The organism is Telluria sp. Soil_C_11 (genome assembly GCF_057657395.1).
Map to the genome: position 1 here is coordinate 298,300 of NZ_JBDGIN010000003.1, position 14,615 is coordinate 312,914.

Here is a 14,615-nt window from a genome sequence, read left to right on the forward strand (position 1 = left end):
GCCCGGAAGCGCTCGCATAGAATGTCCTGATAGCAAAATCTATAAGGATGACGCACATGACGCACCCCTCCCGCACCGGCGGCCAGATCTTGGTCGATGCGCTCCAGGTCCACGGCGTGGACACCGCCTTCGGCGTGCCCGGCGAAAGCTACCTCGACGTGCTCGACGCCCTGCACGATTCGCAGATCCGCTTCGTGATCAACCGCCAGGAGGGCGGCGCGGCGTTCATGGCCGAGGCCTACGGCAAGCTGACCGGCAAGCCCGGCATCTGCTTCGTCACCCGCGGTCCCGGCGCGACCAATGCCTCGATCGGCGTGCACACGGCCTACCAGGATTCCACGCCGATGATCCTGTTCATCGGCCAGGTCGGCACCGACTTCATGGACAGGGAGGCGTTCCAGGAAATCGACTACCGCCGCATGTACGGCCAGATGGCCAAGTGGGTGGCGCAGATCGACCGCGCCGACCGCATCCCCGAATACATCGCGCGCGCGTTCCAGGTGGCGACCAGCGGCCGTCCGGGCCCGGTGGTGCTGGCGCTGCCGGAAGACATGCTGGTGGCCAAGGCCGAGGTGGCGGATACGCGCCGCTACCAGCCGGTGCAGGCGTCGCCCTCCTCCGCCCAGATCGACACCCTCCGCGGCATGCTGAGGGAGGCGAAGAAGCCGCTGCTGCTGCTCGGCGGCGGCACCTGGAACGAGGCCGCCTGCGCCGACGTGCGCCAGTTCGCCGAAGCGAATGCCCTGCCGGTGGCCTGCGCCTTCCGCTTCCAGGACCTGCTCGACAACGCGCATCCGAACTACGTCGGCGACGTCGGCATCGGCATCAATCCGAAGCTGGCCGCGCGCGTCAAGGAAGCCGACCTGCTGATCGCCTTCGGCCCGCGCCTGGGCGAGATGACGACCAGCGGCTATTCGCTGCTGAGTTCTCCGGTGCCGAAACAGCGCCTGGTGCACATCCATCCGGATCCGCAGGAGCTGGGCAGCGTCTACCAGGCCGAGCTGATGATCGCCGGCGGCGCCCCGGAAACGGCGCGCATGCTGGCGGCGATGGAGCCGGTGGACGCCGCGGTTGCAGATACCTGGCGCCACACGGTCGAGGAAGCGAAGGCCGAGCTGCGCGCCTGGCAGGAACAGCCGCCCATCTTCAAGGACGGCTCTGCGCCGCTCGACCTGTGGCAGCTGGTGCAGGACCTGCAGGCAACCCTGCCGCACGACACCATCATCACCAACGGCGCCGGCAACTACGCGACCTGGGCGCACCGCTTCTGGCGCTACGGCGCGATGCGCACCCAGCTGGCCCCGACCAGCGGCGCGATGGGTTACGGCGTGCCGGCCGGTGTGGCGGCGAAGATCGTCGATCCGTCGCGCACCGTGGTCACCTTCGCCGGCGACGGCGAATTCATGATGACCGGGCAGGAACTGGCGACCGCCGTGCAGTACGGCGCCGGCCTGATCCTGATCGTCTTCAACAACAATATGTTCGGCACGATCCGCATGCACCAGGAGCGCGAGTATCCGGGCCGCGTGTCGGGCACCGAACTGCACAACCCGGACTTCGCGGCGCTGGCCCAGGCCTATGGCGGACAGGGAGAGGTCGTCCTGGAAACCGCCGACTTCGGGCCGGCCTTGCAGCGCGCGGTGGCGTTCACGAACGAGCGCAAACTGCCGGCGGTGATCGAGCTGCGCTATGACGGGAATCTGATCACGCCGGGGGCGACGCTGGAGACGATCCGGAAGAATGCCGAGGCGGCGAAGGGGAAATAAGTACCAATATCCCGTCGTTCCCGCGAAGGCGGGAAACCAGGTTGGTTTGCAGGCCGTTCACGCAAACTTGGGTCCCCGCCTCCGCGGGGACGACGTTAGATGCCCGGATTATCCAGTCCCAGCTCCGCCGGCCACGGCACCGGCGCATCGAACATGCTGCGCGGTCCGCCCGAAGGATGGGTCAGGAATGCGGCTACCAGGGCAATGAATACCCAGACGATGACATTGCGCAGCGAGGCAGCTGTGCCGCCCGTCACTTCGTCTCCGGAAATAAGTCGTTTGAGGTATCTGGACAGAATCTTCACGATGATCCCTTGCAGGAAGCATTGTATTTGTGGACGCTCACAATCTATACCAGTCGACGCCGTTTTTCCAGCAAGCGTATTGATGCATAAGCTGATGAGCGGCATTCTAGCGACAATATGGATGAGATGTCGCACAGCTTGCGCCCGCGCGCGGGAACAAATGGCTTTCCTGGCGGCCAGACCGGGACGGGGCTTCGCCGCAACGCTCTGGTAGAATACCGCGATCGTTGACATGCCCGGAAAAATCGGGCATATGCATGCAGTTCCCCTCCCCGACTACATCCATGTTTAGTTTCTTCAAAAAGAAAAAACCTGAAGCCGAGACGCCCGTCCAGGGCGAGTCCGCCGCCGCATCTCCCTCTTCGGCTGCGCCGGAGACACCTGCGGAAGCGCCCGCCCAGCCGGGCTTCCTGCGCCGCCTGTTCGGCGCCAGCGACGATACCTTCGTGCCCACGCCCGAGAGCGCGGCGCCGGCCGAGCCGGTCCCTGAAGAGCCGGCCGCACGCGAAGCCGAGGTCCCCGATCCGGTCGCCACCCAGATTGCCGAACAGGCCGCCGCCCTGTCGAACGCCTACGAAGGCCAGCTCTTCCCGGAGACCGCCGAGCGTCCCGGCAGCGAGCTCGAAAAGAAAAAATCCTGGATGGCGCGCCTGAAGGCCGGCCTGTCCAAGACCTCGAACAACCTGTCGCTGCTGTTCGTCGGCGCCCGCATCGACGAAGACCTGTACGAAGAACTGGAATCGGCGCTGCTGATGTCGGATGCCGGCATGGACGCCACCCAGTACCTGCTCGACAGCCTGCGCCGCAAGGTCAAGGAAGAGAAGCTGCTCGACGCCGCCGCCGTGAAGGCTGCGCTGAAGGAGCTGATGGTCGACCTGCTGCGTCCGCTCGAAAAGCCGCTCGAACTCGGCCGCCACGAGCCGCTGGTGATGATGATCGCCGGCGTGAACGGCGCCGGCAAGACCACCACCATCGGCAAGCTGGCCAAGCACATGCAGCGCTATGAACAGTCGGTGCTGCTGGCCGCCGGCGACACCTTCCGCGCCGCCGCGCGCGAGCAGCTGATGGTCTGGGGCCAGCGCAACAACGTCACCGTGATCTCGCAGCAGTCGGGCGACCCGGCCGCGGTCGCCTTCGACGCGGTGCAGTCGGGCCGCGCGCGCGGCGTCGACGTGGTCATGGTCGACACCGCCGGCCGCCTGCCGACCCAGCTGCACCTGATGGAAGAGCTGAAGAAGATCAAGCGCGTGATCGGCAAGGGCATGGAAGACGCCCCGCACGAAGTGCTGCTGGTTATCGACGGCAATACCGGCCAGAACGCGCTGGCGCAAGTGAAGGCCTTCGACGACGCCCTGCAGCTGACCGGCCTGGTGATCACCAAGCTGGACGGCACCGCCAAGGGCGGCATCCTGGCCGCGATCGCGCGCACCCGCCCGGTGCCGGTGTACTTCATCGGCGTGGGCGAAAAGCTGGAGGACCTGCAACCCTTCAGCGCCGACGAGTTCGCCGAGGCGCTGCTGGGGTAAGGCCAGATGATCGAATTCCAGTCCGTCTCGAAAAAATATTCCGCCGACGCGCTTGCCTTGAATGACGTGTCGTTCAACATCGCCAAGGGCGAGCTGGTCTACCTGGCCGGCCCGTCCGGCGCCGGCAAGTCGACCCTGCTGAAGATGATCGCCGCGGTCGAGCGTCCGACCAGCGGCCGGGTGGTCGTCAACGGCCACGACATCGGCAGGATCAAGCGGGCCGGCGTGCCTTTCCTGCGCCGTAACCTGGGCGTGATTTTCCAGCAGCAGCGCCTGCTGAACGACCGCTCGATCCTGGCCAACGTGATGCTGCCGCTGATCGTCACCGGCGCCGCCAAGGGCCAGGCCGAGCAGCGCGCCAGGGCCGCGCTCGACAAGGTCGGGCTGCTGGACCGCGCCAGCGCGCTGCCGCTGGAACTGTCCGGCGGCGAGCAGCAGCGCGCGGCGATCGCGCGCGCGATCGTCAACCGTCCGCAGATCATCCTGGCCGACGAGCCCACCGCGAACCTCGACCGCGCCGCGGCCGACCGCGTGATCGACGCCCTGCGCGCCTTCAATTCCGTCGGCGTGACCTGCATGATCTCGACCCACGACGAGCAGATCCTGGACTCGGGCGCGCGCGTGATCCGCCTCGAGCACGGCCAGCTGGTGGAGGGCGCCGTATGAACATCTGGTTCCGCCAACACCGCTTCGCCCTCGGCGCCGCCTTCGCGCAGGTGCGCAAGGCGCCGGGCAGCTTCCTGTTCAACGTGCTGGTCGTGGCGGTGGCGCTGGCCCTGCCCTTCGCCGGCGTGACCCTGCTCGACAACGTGCGCCCGATGTCGGAACAGCTCTCGGTCGATCCCGAGATCAGCCTGTTCATGAAGACGGATGCCCCGCGCGAGCAGGCGCAGGCGCTGGCGCCGCAGCTGCGCCAGATCCTCGCTTCCAGCCGAGCCAAGGTCAGCTTCGTGCCGCGCGAGCAGGCGCTCGACAGCCTGAAGACCAAAAGCGGCCTGGGCGACGTCATCGAGACCCTGGGCGACAATCCCCTGCCCGACAGCTATGTGATGAAGCTGGAAGGCTTTACCAGCCGCGCCGACGCCGCCCGCGTGGACGGCATCGCCGAGCAGATGCGCGCCTTGCCGGGCGTGGATTCGGTGCAGGTCGATTCGGCCTGGGTGAAGCGCCTGGCGGCCCTGCTGGGCGTACTGCGCCTGGTGCTGCTGCTGCTGGCGATCACGCTCGGCGTGGTCGTGATCGCGGTGGTGTTCAACACTATCCGCCTGCAGGTGCTGACCCAGCGCGACGAGATCGCCGTCTCCAAGCTGCTGGGCGCGACCGACAACTTCATCCACCGCCCGTTCTACTACACCGGTGCCCTGCTCGGCCTGTGCGCCGGCGCGGTGGCGCTGGGGGCGGTTTCGCTGGCATTGCATCCGCTGAATGCGGCCATTGCCGAGTTCGCGCGCCTGTATGCGTCGGAATTCCAGCTGTCGGCGTTGCCGCCGCTGGGCCTCGCCGGCCTGCTGGCCATCAGCGCCGGGCTCGGGCTGGTGGGGGCGATGCTGTCGGTGCAGCGGCACCTGGCGCGCCTCAACTGATTGATCTTTCGTTAACCCGTCCGCCGCTGGCCAGAGAAATCGGAGCCGGCGGCGGGGTTTACGCCTACAAGAGTAGGTGCGCCACCTCACAGACCTCGCAGCATACGAGGCATAACCTGTCTTCTACCTAATTCAATTAGTACCAGCGTCACGTTTGACCCCTATCAACTGTACCGCTTGTACCTGCTCTACAGTTGAATCAAGCCGGAAATTCGATTCCTTAGAGCAATACTTTGGCAGGACTTAAGGGCGTCGTCAGGGATATGGTGGCGGCTAGCACTCACCTCAAGAGAGTGCTAATATTACGTTTGACTATGACGTAAGTGGCTCCTTGAAGCACACGTTCCGCATCCCGTAACAAGCCGTAAAAATTGCGCCTTCGGGGCTTTTTTTCGGTCACATTGACGATGCAGCACAGATTATTCTACGAGGGAAAATGACTATGTCCGCACAATCCGCATTGGTTCCTGTTGGCAGCCGTGCTCTGGGACTGGGTTTCACCGGCAATCTCGGCAATATCGACGCCTATATCTCGGCCGTCAACCGTCTGCCGATGCTGTCCCACGAGGAAGAGGTATCGCTGGCAAAGCGGCTGCGGGACAACAATGACCTGGATGCCGCACAGAAACTGGTGATGTCGCACCTGCGCCTGGTGGTGTCGATCGCGCGCGGCTACCTCGGCTATGGCCTGCCGCACGCCGACCTGATCCAGGAAGGCAATATCGGCCTGATGAAGGCAGTCAAGCGTTTCGACCCGAACCAGGGCGTGCGCCTGGTGTCCTATGCCATGCACTGGATCAAGGCCGAGATGCACGAATACATCCTGAAGAACTGGCGCCTGGTAAAGGTCGCGACGACCAAGGCCCAGCGCAAGCTGTTCTTCAACCTGCGCAGCAACAAGACCGGCCTGGACGCGATGTCGCCGCAACAGGTCGACGACCTGGCCAAGATGCTCGACGTGAAGCGCGAAGAAGTGATCGAGATGGAAACCCGCCTGTCGGGCCGCGACATCGCGCTGGAAGCGCCGACCGACGACGAAGACGACAAGTTCTCGCCGATCGCCTACCTGTCCTCGGACCAGCAGGAACCGACCAAGGTGCTGGAAGCGAACGACACGGTGCGCCTGCAGTCGGAAGGCCTGGAAACGGCCCTGGGCAAGCTGGACCCGCGTTCGCGCCGCATCGTGGAAGCACGCTGGCTGGCCAACGACGACGGCTCGGGCGCGACCCTGCACACGCTGGCCGAGGAATTCGGCGTGTCGGCCGAGCGCATCCGCCAGATCGAAACGGCGGCGCTGAAAAAGATGAAGACCGCGCTGGCGGCCTACGTCTAAGCGATCTCCGCTTGAAAAGCAAAGGCACCTTCGGGTGCCTTTTGTTTTGCCCCAAACCGGGGTCAGACTCCCGATTTTGGAAATAGCGCAGAAGATATTGCCAAAATTCGGAGTCTGACCCCGGTTTGAGCGAAGTTGACGTTAGGTCAGCTTTTCCTTGAAGAAGGCGACCGTCCGGCTCCAGGCCAGCCTGGCGGCTGCCTCGTCGTAGCGCGGCGTGGTGTCGTTGTTGAAGCCGTGCTCGGCGCCGGCGTAGACGAAGTGCTGGTAGTTCACCTTGTTGGCCTGCAGCGCGGCTTCGTAGGCGGGCCAGCCTGCCAGGATGCGCTCGTCCTTGCCGGCATCGTGGATCAGCAGTGGCGCGCGGATGCGGGCGACCTCGCCTGGCGCCGGCTGCGAACCATAGAAAGGCACGGCCGCCGCCAGTTCCGGCAGTTGCGTGGCCAGGTAGTTGGCGATGCCGCCACCCCAGCAGAAGCCGACCACGCCGATCTTTCCCGTTCCCTGGGGCAGCGCGGCGAGGCCATGGGCCGCGGCGATGAAGTCGGCGCGGGTCTTGCCTTGCTCCAGCTTCGCAAACAGCGCACGCGCCTTGTCCTCATCGCCGGGATAGCCGCCCAGCGGATATAGCGCGTCCGGCGCGTAGGCGATGAAGCCCTCCAGCGCGAGGCGGCGCGCGATGTCTTCGATATGCGGATTCAGGCCGCGGTTCTCGTGCACGACCAGGATCGCCGGCAGCTTGCCCTTGGCGTTGGACGGCATGGCCAGGTAGCCGCGCACCGTGCCGTAGCCCTGCGGCGAGGGGAACTCCTGGTAGCTCGTCTTGAGGCGCGCATCGGCGGGACCCACCAGCGGCGCCGCGAACGATGGCGACAGTTGCGCCAGCAGGGTGGCCGCGGTGACGCCGCCCGCCGCGTAGCGCCCTGCCCGCAAGAGGAAATCGCGGCGCGACAGGCGCCCATGCACATAACCATCGAACAGTTTCAGCACTTCCGGATCGAAATCTGCGGCGGTCAAACGCTTCATGCTTGTCTCCCTTGTCATATTCCAGATATCGTACACCCGGAACGGCCCCGTTGCGCCGTCGACGAAAGGAACTCCGATGCTGAAAAACGCCGCCATCGCCGCCCTGCTGCTGGGCGCCTGCCTGCAGGCTGCCGCGCAGCCCCAACCGGCGAGCGACTACAACCGCGGGGTGGATGCCTACCGCACCAAGGATTACGCGGCGGCGCGCCGGCACTGGCAGAAGGCCGTCGAACAGGGGGATATCGATGCGCACAACAACCTCGGCTACCTGCTCTACAACGGCCTTGGCGGCGAGCAGGATCCGGCCCGCGCGGTATCGCTCTGGCAGCAGGCTTCCATGAAGGGCCAGCGGGAATCGCAATGGCACCTGGGGTATGCGTACGAGTCGGGTAAAGGCGTCGCGCGCGACGACGTCGCCGCCTATGTCTGGTTCCGCTGCTCGGACGCGTCCTTCCCTACCATTCCGCCGGTCGACGACGGCGAGGCCGGCATGGCGAAAGACCTGACGGCATCCATCGCGCGCACGCTGGCCAGGATCCCGGAGGCGCGGCGCAAACAGGCCGATGAGCTGGCCCAGCGCTATATCGACAGTTTTTCGGCCGGCCGCACCAAGGATTGAAGTGACGCTCAGTCCTTGTCCCGGCGCCGCAGCAGCGACAGGATCACGAACGCGAACACGGCGCTCACCACCGCCGTCGTCTCCCGTCCCATGCCGGCCGCGACCCCGATGGCGGCCGTCAGCCACACGCTGGCCGCCGTGGTCAGGCCCTTGATATCGTTCCGTTCGCGCAGCTTGAGGATGGCGCCGGCGCCGAGGAAGCCGATCCCCGCCGTCACGCCCTGCAGCACGCGCGACAGGTCCTCGATCTTCATCCCCGCCTGTAGCGGGATCAGGATGAACAGCGCCGAGCCGAGCGCCACCAGCATGTGGGTGCGCTGCCCCGCCGACGCGCCGACCGACTCGCGTTCATAGCCCAGCAGGCCGCCGAGCAGCATCGCGACGATCAGGCGCACGACCACGCGCGTGATGTCGTCGGCATTGCCCAGGTCCGAAAATTCCTCCCGTATCGTCAGCCAGCTTTGTTCCCACCACATACCGTCCTCCATGCGCATTGCCGTGCATGATGCCAGCCGGGCCGGATCGGCGACGCACGCCGGCTTGCTCGGTGCAGCCGGCTCAGTGCAGCCTGACCTTGGCCGCCACCGTCGCCTCGTCGCCGACCTGGATCGCGGCATCGTCGAAGCCCGGCGGCCCGAACCGGCTGGCGGCGTCGCGGCTGAAGCCGTAGCTCTCCCTGGGAATGCCGAGCAGGTTGCGGTCCAGTTCACCGTTCTCGTTTGCGTCCTGGTAGACCAGCACGGCCCAGCTTCCCTTCGGCACGCCCGGCACCGCGATCACGTTCTCGCCGTCGCGGGCCGGCGCCGACGCGGTGTAGGCGCACTGCTTCAGGAAGCGCTCCCTGTCGCAGACGGCGACCCTGAGCTGGCCCTTGCCGGCGGCGACGGCCGAGACGTGGACTTCGACGGTGGCGGCGCCGGCGCCGGCGGCGGCCGACAGCAGCAGGAGGCCCTGCAGGAACTGGTTGAAGCGGGACATGCGTCTCCTTTCGATTATGGTAGGCTCGTTTCATGCTTTCCAACGCCCTCATCCTAATCGCGACCGTGGTCCTCATGGAAGTGTTTTCCATCGTCGCGCACAAGTACGTGATGCACGGCTTCGGCTGGGGATGGCACCGCTCGCACCACGAACCGCGCAGCGGCTGGTTCGAGAAGAACGACCTGTACGCGCTCGTGTTCGCGGGCGTGGCGATCGCCCTGATCTACGCGGGCGCCACGCGCGGCCACCATCCGCTGGAATGGATCGGCGCCGGCATGACGGCCTACGGCCTGCTCTACTTCGTCGCCCACGACGGCCTGGTGCACCGCCGCTGGCCGTTCAGCTACGTGCCGCGGCGCGGCTACCTGAAGCGCCTGTACCAGGCCCACCGCATGCACCATGCGGTATCGGGCAAGGACGGCGCGGTGTCCTTCGGCTTCCTGTACGCGCCGCCGGTCGAGGCCCTCAAACGGCGCCTGCATGCGCTGCACCGGGGACCGCTTCGCCGGCCGCGCCGGGACGCTGCCACAGGCCGGCCGGACGCGGCCGCGTCACCGGATTGAGCCGCCGCAGGCGCGAAGCCAGCGCCTGCACGCCCGCTTCCGCCAGCAGGCGCAGCTTGGTCGCCTTCGAAGTGCCGGCGCGCTCGTCCCAGGCGTGCATGCCGCGGCGCTTGACCACGACCCCGATCTCCCGGTACACCTTGCGCGCGCTGGCGATCGCCCAGGCCGAACGCAGCGGCAGGCCGGCGATGCCCTCCAGGGCCGAGCCGTAATACGGTTCGGCGTAGTCGACCAGGCGCGCCGCCACCTTCGCCAGCGCCGCGCGGTGGCGCGGCAGCGCGACTTCATCCGGCGGGATGCCGGCCTCGCGCAGCCACTGCGCCGGCAGGTAGCAGCGGCCGATCTGCGCATCCTCGACGATGTCGCGCGCGATATTGGTGAGCTGGAAGGCCAGGCCGAGGTCGCAGGCGCGGTCGAGCAGGTGCGCCTGCGGGACGCCCGGGTCGCGCGCGCCCATGATCGAGGCCATCATCAGCCCGACCACGCCGGCCACGTGGTAGCAGTAGCGCAGCGTGTCCTCGATGCTGTCGTAGCGCGCGCCTTCCACGTCCATCGCGAAGCCGGCCAGGTGGTCGAAGGCGAAGCGCGGCGCGATGCGCGGCACCCCGGCATGGCGCAGCGCGACTTCCTGGAAGGCGGCGAAGGCCGGGTCGGTCATGGTCTCGCCGGCATAGGCGCGGCGGGTCTGTTCGCGCAAGCCTTCCAGCTTGGCCGCGGCGTCGTCCTGCGCGCGCGGCACCGCATGGAAGCCGAGTTCCTGGCCGTCGACCACGTCGTCGCAATGGCGGCACCACGCATACAGCATCAGCACGCCGCGCCGGGTGGCCGGGTCGAACAGTTTCGCGGCCGCGGCGAAACTCTTCGATCCCACTGCGATGGTGTGCGTGGCATGGCCGAGCAGGCCTCCGTTCATGGCCTCGCTCATGCGCGGACTCCTTCCTGCATCGCTTTCAGCATCAGCCCGGCGGTGGCCTTGGCCGAGCCGATCACGCCGGGCACGCCGGCGCCGGGATGGGTGCCGGCGCCGACCAGGTACAGGTTGGCAAGCGTCGCGTCGCGGTTGTGCGGGCGGAACCAGGCGCTCTGGGTCAGCAGCGGTTCGAGCGAGAACGCCGATCCCACGTGGGCATTCAGCTGGTCGCGGAAGTCCAGCGGCGTGAAGATGCGGCTGGTGACGAGCTGGCTGCGCAGGCCCGGCATGTAGCGCCGTTCCAGGTAGTCGAAGATGCGGTCGCGGTACTTCGGCCCTTCGGTTTCCCAGTCGATCGGCGCATTGGCCAGGTGCGGCACCGGCGCCAGCACGTAGTGGCTGCCGCAGCCCGGCGGCGCCAGCGAGGGGTCGGTCACGCAGGGTGCGTGCAGGTAGAGCGAGAAGTCCTCGGCCAGGGTTTCGCCCTTGAAGATGTCCCGGATCAGTTCGCGGTAGCGCGGGCCGAAGCAGACCGTATGGTGGCGCAGCTGGCTGTGGTGGCGGTCGAGGCCGAAATACAGCACGAACAGCGAATTGCTGAAGCGCTTCTTCGCCAGCGCCTCGCCCTGCGCCACGCCGCGCGGATGCTGGCCCAGCAGCTTGGCATAGGTGTGGACCACGTCGGCATTCGAGGCCACCGCATCGGCCGCGAACACGCGCCCGTCCTCCAGCTGCACGCCGGTCACGCGGGCCTCGCTCGCGTCGATGCGGGCGACTGGCGCGTTCAGCTCGATGCGCCCGCCGATGTCCTCGAACAGGCGCACCAGCGCGCGCACCAGGGCGCCGGTGCCGCCGCGCGGGAACCACACGCCCCATTCGCGTTCCAGCGCGTGGATCAGGGTGTAGATCGAGGACGTGGCGAAGGGATTCCCGCCCACCAGCAGCGAGTGGAAGGAGAAGGCCTGGCGCAGCTGCTCGTCCTGGATGAAGCGCGCGACGATGCCGTACACGCTGCGCCAGGCCTGCAGGCGCGCCAGCTGCGGGCCGGCGGCGATCATGTCGCGGAAGGACAGGAAAGGCACGGCGCCCAGCTTCAGGTAGCCTTCCGCGAACACGGCCTTTGAATACGCCAGGAAGCGCCGGTAGCCGGCGACGTCGGCCGGGTTGCGCGCATGGATCTGGCGGTCCAGCGCTTCCTGGTCGTTGGCGTAGTCGAAATGGCTGCCGTCTTCCCAGCACAGGCGGTAGAACGGCGCCACCGGCAGCATCTCGACGTAATCGGCCATGCGTTTGCCGGCGGCCGCGAACAGCTCTTCGATGCACGAGGGATCGGTGATGACGGTGGGGCCGGCGTCGAACACGAAGCCCTGGTCCTCGTACACGTAGGCGCGGCCGCCCGGCTTGTCGCGTCCTTCCAGCAGCGTGGTCTGGATGCCCCTGGCCTGCAGGCGGATCGCCAGGGCCAGCCCGCCGAAGCCGGCGCCGATGACGACCGCGCGGCGCGGTTCGATGTTCCGTGCGTTCATTCTGCTTTTCCGATCTGGTGAGGGTGGATCTTGCAGGCGGCGGCGAAGGCCTGGCCGACCGGCACCGGTGGCTTGCCGCTCAACAGGCGCGCCTTGTCATGCAGATTCAGGCGGCCGGCGTAGAAATGCGTGATCAGCGAGGCCGGCAGGCGGTAGAAGCGCTGCATCACGCGCCAGCGGCGGTCCGGGCTGCCGGCCAGGAACAGCATGCGGTTCAGCAGCCGGAAGAAGCGCTGGCGCCGCCATTCCAGCGCGGCCTCGGCGCGGATCGCGGCAAACAATGCGGGCGCGTCCAGCGCGTCCAGGGCGGCGATGCGCTCGGCCGTTCGCACCGCGTGCGGCAGCGAGTAGCCGGTGGTCGAGTGGAATAGCCCGGCGCGCAGGCCGGCGCTGGGCTGGCCGGCCAGGTCGTCCCAGTAGGCGTCGAAGTCGCCCGCCAGCACGATCGGCAGCCTGCCCTCCTCCTCGCGCTGCACCTCGAGAATGCGCCAGCGGCGCGCCCGCGCATACGCGGCGATGTTGGCGCGCAGGCGTCCGGGGTCCCAGGCGTCGCTGTCGACGTAATGGGTGTCTTCGATCAGCAGGCGGCGCTCGTCGAACGGCAGCACGTAGACGAAGCGGTAGCCGCCCTGCTGCTCGACGCCCGCATCCATGATGATGGGGTGTTGTAATCCATGCGGCCCGGCGAGCCGCACTTCCTGGCCGAGAAAGGTCTGGCAGCCCAGCGCCAGGCGCGGACTGGCGCGCAGGCCGCGGCCGTCGATCACGGCGCGCGCCTCCAGCACCTCGCCGTCCGCCAGCTCGACCCGGGTCGGCGCCAGCCTGGCGATGCGCGCCCGCAGGCGCAGCGCCGGGCCGAGCGCGGGTTCGATCACGCGCGCGAAGTCATCCGACGCGATGCTGGCGTAGCCGCCTTCCAGCGTGCGCGCATGTTCCGGGAACACGACCTCGTAGCGCGGCCAGCGGTGCGATACCAGCGGCGCGATCCACGCGTGCTGGGCGGGATCCAGGTCGCCGTCGTGGAAGGACCAGGTGTGGTTGCCGCCCAGGCGCGCATCCTGTTCGAGCACGAGGATGCGCAGGCCGGGACGCGTCATCCGCAGGCGCCAGGCGATCAGGCCGTTCGCCAGGCCGCCGCCGGCCAGGATCAGGTCCCAGGCCGCGCTCATGCCGGGATGTCCGCCTGCGCCGGCCTGTCTTCGCTGCGGCGCAGGCGCAGGGCCGCCTCGACGATGTCGGCCGCGCGCGGCGTGCCGCCGGCCCTGGCCAGGCTCGCCGCCTGCACATCGAGCCTGGCGCGGAATTGCGGCTCCTCGCACAGGCGCCGCAGCTGGCGCTCGATGGTGGCGGGGCCGGCCAGGTGCTTCGATGCGTACAGGCCGATGCCGGCATGCAGGACGCGCGCGGCGGTGCCCGGCTGGTCGAAGGCGACCGGCAGCGCCAGGATCGGCGTGCGCGCCTCGATCGCGTCCATTACCGTGTTGATGCCGGCATGCGAGACCACCGCGTCGGCGCGCGCCAGCGCTTGCCGTTGCGGCGCGAAGGCGCACACCCAAGTGGCGCCGGCGCGCTCCAGGGCCTGTTCCTGGGCCGCATCGAGGCCGCCGCAATGGGCGACCAGCAGCTGGGCGTCGAGCCGGCGGCAGGCCCTGGCGATGCGCCTGAAGATGCCGAAGCGGTGGCCCTGCAGGGTGCCGAGCGAGGCGAACACGAAGCGCCGCCCGGGATCCGGCTCGGGCATGGGCGCGGGCGCCGCCGCGCCGGTGTCCCCGGCGGCGCGCAGCGGCCCCACATGGTGGAAGTGCGGCGGCAGCGCGCGGCGCGGGAACTCGAAGGCTTCGGTGGTCTGGCCGATCTGGGCCAGCGGCGACAGGCACTCGTGCAGGCCGTCGCGCGCGGCCAGACCGAGGCGGCGCGCCTGGGCCGCGATCGCGGCGCGGTGCGGTCCCATCATCCAGTCGTAGACGCGGGTGCTGCCCTCCACGATCCGATGCGCCCGTTCGCTGTCCTCGTACGCGAACGGCATCACGGCCAGCGGAATGCCGGGCTCGCGGTTCACCGGCATCGCGCAGGCGACCGATACGAAGGGCATGCCCAGCGCCTCGGCGACCAGGCCGCCGGCGGCCTCCATCTGGTCGGCGAGGATGGCGTCGATGCGCAGCGCTTCGATGGCGGCGGGCAGTTCGCGGCACAGCATGTCGGTGCCGCGCGCCATGTCGAGGATCACCTGGCGCAGGCCGAACAGGCCGGGACTGGCCGCGCGCCGCAGCGAGCCGGCCAGCGAGCCGGGCGGATGGGTGCCGTGCCCGAGCGCGTGGAAGCCGATCCGCGCATCCTTCAGGTAAGCGGCGCCGTCCGGGCGCTGCAGGAAGGTCACGCGGTGCCCGCGCGCGATGAGTTCCAGCGCCAGCGCCGACAAGGCGCTGAAGTGGCTGTAGAACGCCGGTGCAACCACGCCGAAGTGGGCCATGCGCCTCTCC

The 14,615-nt window shown here is 68.0% G+C and carries 15 protein-coding genes; 7 read left to right on the plus strand and 8 right to left on the minus strand.

The genetic code is table 11. The features are described 5' to 3' along the window. Positions 1-56 precede the first annotated feature (56 nt). Positions 57-1,766: a thiamine pyrophosphate-binding protein gene (locus AC3A6M_RS06910; RefSeq protein ID WP_487851987.1), complete on the plus strand. Its 1,710-nt coding sequence runs from the start codon at positions 57-59 to the stop codon at positions 1,764-1,766. A gap of 95 nt (positions 1,767-1,861) precedes the next feature. Here the strand turns inward: AC3A6M_RS06910 and AC3A6M_RS06915 are convergent, their stop codons facing one another. Continuing rightward, positions 1,862-2,071, minus strand: coding sequence for a hypothetical protein (locus AC3A6M_RS06915; RefSeq protein ID WP_487851988.1), 210 nt, complete (start codon positions 2,069-2,071; stop codon positions 1,862-1,864). 284 nt (positions 2,072-2,355) lie between these two features. On the opposite strand from AC3A6M_RS06915, the gene ftsY reads away from it, so the two are divergent. The 4 genes from ftsY to rpoH all read left to right on the plus strand — a co-directional run bounded on the left by ftsY (position 2,356) and on the right by rpoH (position 6,513). Then, entirely contained in the window at positions 2,356-3,597 is a 1,242-nt protein-coding gene (ftsY, locus tag AC3A6M_RS06920; protein WP_487851989.1) for a signal recognition particle-docking protein FtsY, read from the plus strand. Positions 3,598-3,603: 6 nt separating this feature from the next. After that, a complete protein-coding gene (locus AC3A6M_RS06925; RefSeq protein ID WP_487851990.1) occupies positions 3,604-4,263 on the plus strand; it encodes a cell division ATP-binding protein FtsE in 660 nt (219 codons plus the stop codon). Then, complete coding sequence (ftsX, locus tag AC3A6M_RS06930) at positions 4,260-5,180, plus strand: permease-like cell division protein FtsX (RefSeq protein WP_487851991.1); 921 nt, start codon at positions 4,260-4,262, stop codon at positions 5,178-5,180. The genes AC3A6M_RS06925 and ftsX overlap by 4 nt, the downstream gene beginning before the upstream one ends. A 442-nt stretch (positions 5,181-5,622) precedes the next feature. After that, entirely contained in the window at positions 5,623-6,513 is an 891-nt protein-coding gene (gene rpoH / locus AC3A6M_RS06935) for an RNA polymerase sigma factor RpoH (RefSeq protein WP_435571046.1), read from the plus strand. Positions 6,514-6,654: 141 nt separating this feature from the next. On the opposite strand, the gene AC3A6M_RS06940 is transcribed toward rpoH, so the two are convergent. Then, entirely contained in the window at positions 6,655-7,539 is an 885-nt protein-coding gene (locus tag AC3A6M_RS06940; protein ID WP_487851992.1) for a dienelactone hydrolase family protein, read from the minus strand. A gap of 76 nt (positions 7,540-7,615) precedes the next feature. Between AC3A6M_RS06940 and AC3A6M_RS06945 the strand changes: the two genes are divergently transcribed. After that, on the plus strand, positions 7,616-8,158 hold the full coding sequence (locus AC3A6M_RS06945) for a tetratricopeptide repeat protein (protein WP_487851993.1): 543 nt from the start codon (positions 7,616-7,618) through the stop codon (positions 8,156-8,158). 8 nt (positions 8,159-8,166) lie between these two features. On the opposite strand, the gene AC3A6M_RS06950 is transcribed toward AC3A6M_RS06945, so the two are convergent. Continuing rightward, a complete protein-coding gene (locus AC3A6M_RS06950) occupies positions 8,167-8,634 on the minus strand; it encodes an MgtC/SapB family protein (protein ID WP_487851994.1) in 468 nt (155 codons plus the stop codon). An 82-nt stretch (positions 8,635-8,716) separates the two neighbouring features. Then, entirely contained in the window at positions 8,717-9,136 is a 420-nt protein-coding gene (locus AC3A6M_RS06955; RefSeq protein ID WP_487851995.1) for a DUF2141 domain-containing protein, read from the minus strand. A 32-nt stretch (positions 9,137-9,168) separates the two neighbouring features. On the opposite strand from AC3A6M_RS06955, the gene AC3A6M_RS06960 reads away from it, so the two are divergent. After that, positions 9,169-9,699, plus strand: coding sequence for a sterol desaturase family protein (locus AC3A6M_RS06960; protein ID WP_487851996.1), 531 nt, complete (start codon positions 9,169-9,171; stop codon positions 9,697-9,699). Here AC3A6M_RS06960 and crtB read toward each other — a convergent pair. From crtB to AC3A6M_RS06980, 4 genes are read right to left on the minus strand one after another with little or no spacing between them, the layout of a single operon-like run. Beyond that, positions 9,602-10,624: a 15-cis-phytoene synthase CrtB gene (crtB, locus tag AC3A6M_RS06965; protein WP_487851997.1), complete on the minus strand. Its 1,023-nt coding sequence runs from the start codon at positions 10,622-10,624 to the stop codon at positions 9,602-9,604. The genes AC3A6M_RS06960 and crtB overlap by 98 nt on opposite strands. Further along, on the minus strand, positions 10,621-12,135 hold the full coding sequence (locus AC3A6M_RS06970; RefSeq protein ID WP_487851998.1) for a phytoene desaturase: 1,515 nt from the start codon (positions 12,133-12,135) through the stop codon (positions 10,621-10,623). The genes crtB and AC3A6M_RS06970 overlap by 4 nt, the downstream gene beginning before the upstream one ends. Then, on the minus strand, positions 12,132-13,304 hold the full coding sequence (crtY, locus tag AC3A6M_RS06975; protein ID WP_487851999.1) for a lycopene beta-cyclase CrtY: 1,173 nt from the start codon (positions 13,302-13,304) through the stop codon (positions 12,132-12,134). The genes AC3A6M_RS06970 and crtY overlap by 4 nt, the downstream gene beginning before the upstream one ends. Further along, a complete protein-coding gene (locus AC3A6M_RS06980; protein ID WP_487852000.1) occupies positions 13,301-14,605 on the minus strand; it encodes a glycosyltransferase in 1,305 nt (434 codons plus the stop codon). Before AC3A6M_RS06980 ends, crtY begins: the two co-directional genes overlap by 4 nt. Between the last annotated feature and the right edge of the window lie 10 nt (positions 14,606-14,615).

What these genes read in the sequence shown, in the direction of transcription:
- AC3A6M_RS06925 (WP_487851990.1), top strand. Translation starts at nt 3,604, where the DNA reads ATGATCGAATTCCAGTCCGTCTCGAAAAAATATTCCGCCGACGCGCTT.
- AC3A6M_RS06955 (WP_487851995.1), bottom strand. Translation starts at nt 9,136, where the DNA reads ATGTCCCGCTTCAACCAGTTCCTGCAGGGCCTCCTGCTGCTGTCGGCC.
- AC3A6M_RS06960 (WP_487851996.1), top strand. Translation starts at nt 9,169, where the DNA reads ATGCTTTCCAACGCCCTCATCCTAATCGCGACCGTGGTCCTCATGGAA.
- crtY (WP_487851999.1), bottom strand. Translation starts at nt 13,304, where the DNA reads ATGAGCGCGGCCTGGGACCTGATCCTGGCCGGCGGCGGCCTGGCGAAC.
- ftsX (WP_487851991.1), top strand. Translation starts at nt 4,260, where the DNA reads ATGAACATCTGGTTCCGCCAACACCGCTTCGCCCTCGGCGCCGCCTTC.
- AC3A6M_RS06950 (WP_487851994.1), bottom strand. Translation starts at nt 8,634, where the DNA reads ATGTGGTGGGAACAAAGCTGGCTGACGATACGGGAGGAATTTTCGGAC.
- AC3A6M_RS06980 (WP_487852000.1), bottom strand. Translation starts at nt 14,605, where the DNA reads ATGGCCCACTTCGGCGTGGTTGCACCGGCGTTCTACAGCCACTTCAGC.
- crtB (WP_487851997.1), bottom strand. Translation starts at nt 10,624, where the DNA reads ATGAGCGAGGCCATGAACGGAGGCCTGCTCGGCCATGCCACGCACACC.
- rpoH (WP_435571046.1), top strand. Translation starts at nt 5,623, where the DNA reads ATGTCCGCACAATCCGCATTGGTTCCTGTTGGCAGCCGTGCTCTGGGA.
- ftsY (WP_487851989.1), top strand. Translation starts at nt 2,356, where the DNA reads ATGTTTAGTTTCTTCAAAAAGAAAAAACCTGAAGCCGAGACGCCCGTC.
- AC3A6M_RS06940 (WP_487851992.1), bottom strand. Translation starts at nt 7,539, where the DNA reads ATGAAGCGTTTGACCGCCGCAGATTTCGATCCGGAAGTGCTGAAACTG.
- AC3A6M_RS06910 (WP_487851987.1), top strand. Translation starts at nt 57, where the DNA reads ATGACGCACCCCTCCCGCACCGGCGGCCAGATCTTGGTCGATGCGCTC.
- AC3A6M_RS06970 (WP_487851998.1), bottom strand. Translation starts at nt 12,135, where the DNA reads ATGAACGCACGGAACATCGAACCGCGCCGCGCGGTCGTCATCGGCGCC.
- AC3A6M_RS06945 (WP_487851993.1), top strand. Translation starts at nt 7,616, where the DNA reads ATGCTGAAAAACGCCGCCATCGCCGCCCTGCTGCTGGGCGCCTGCCTG.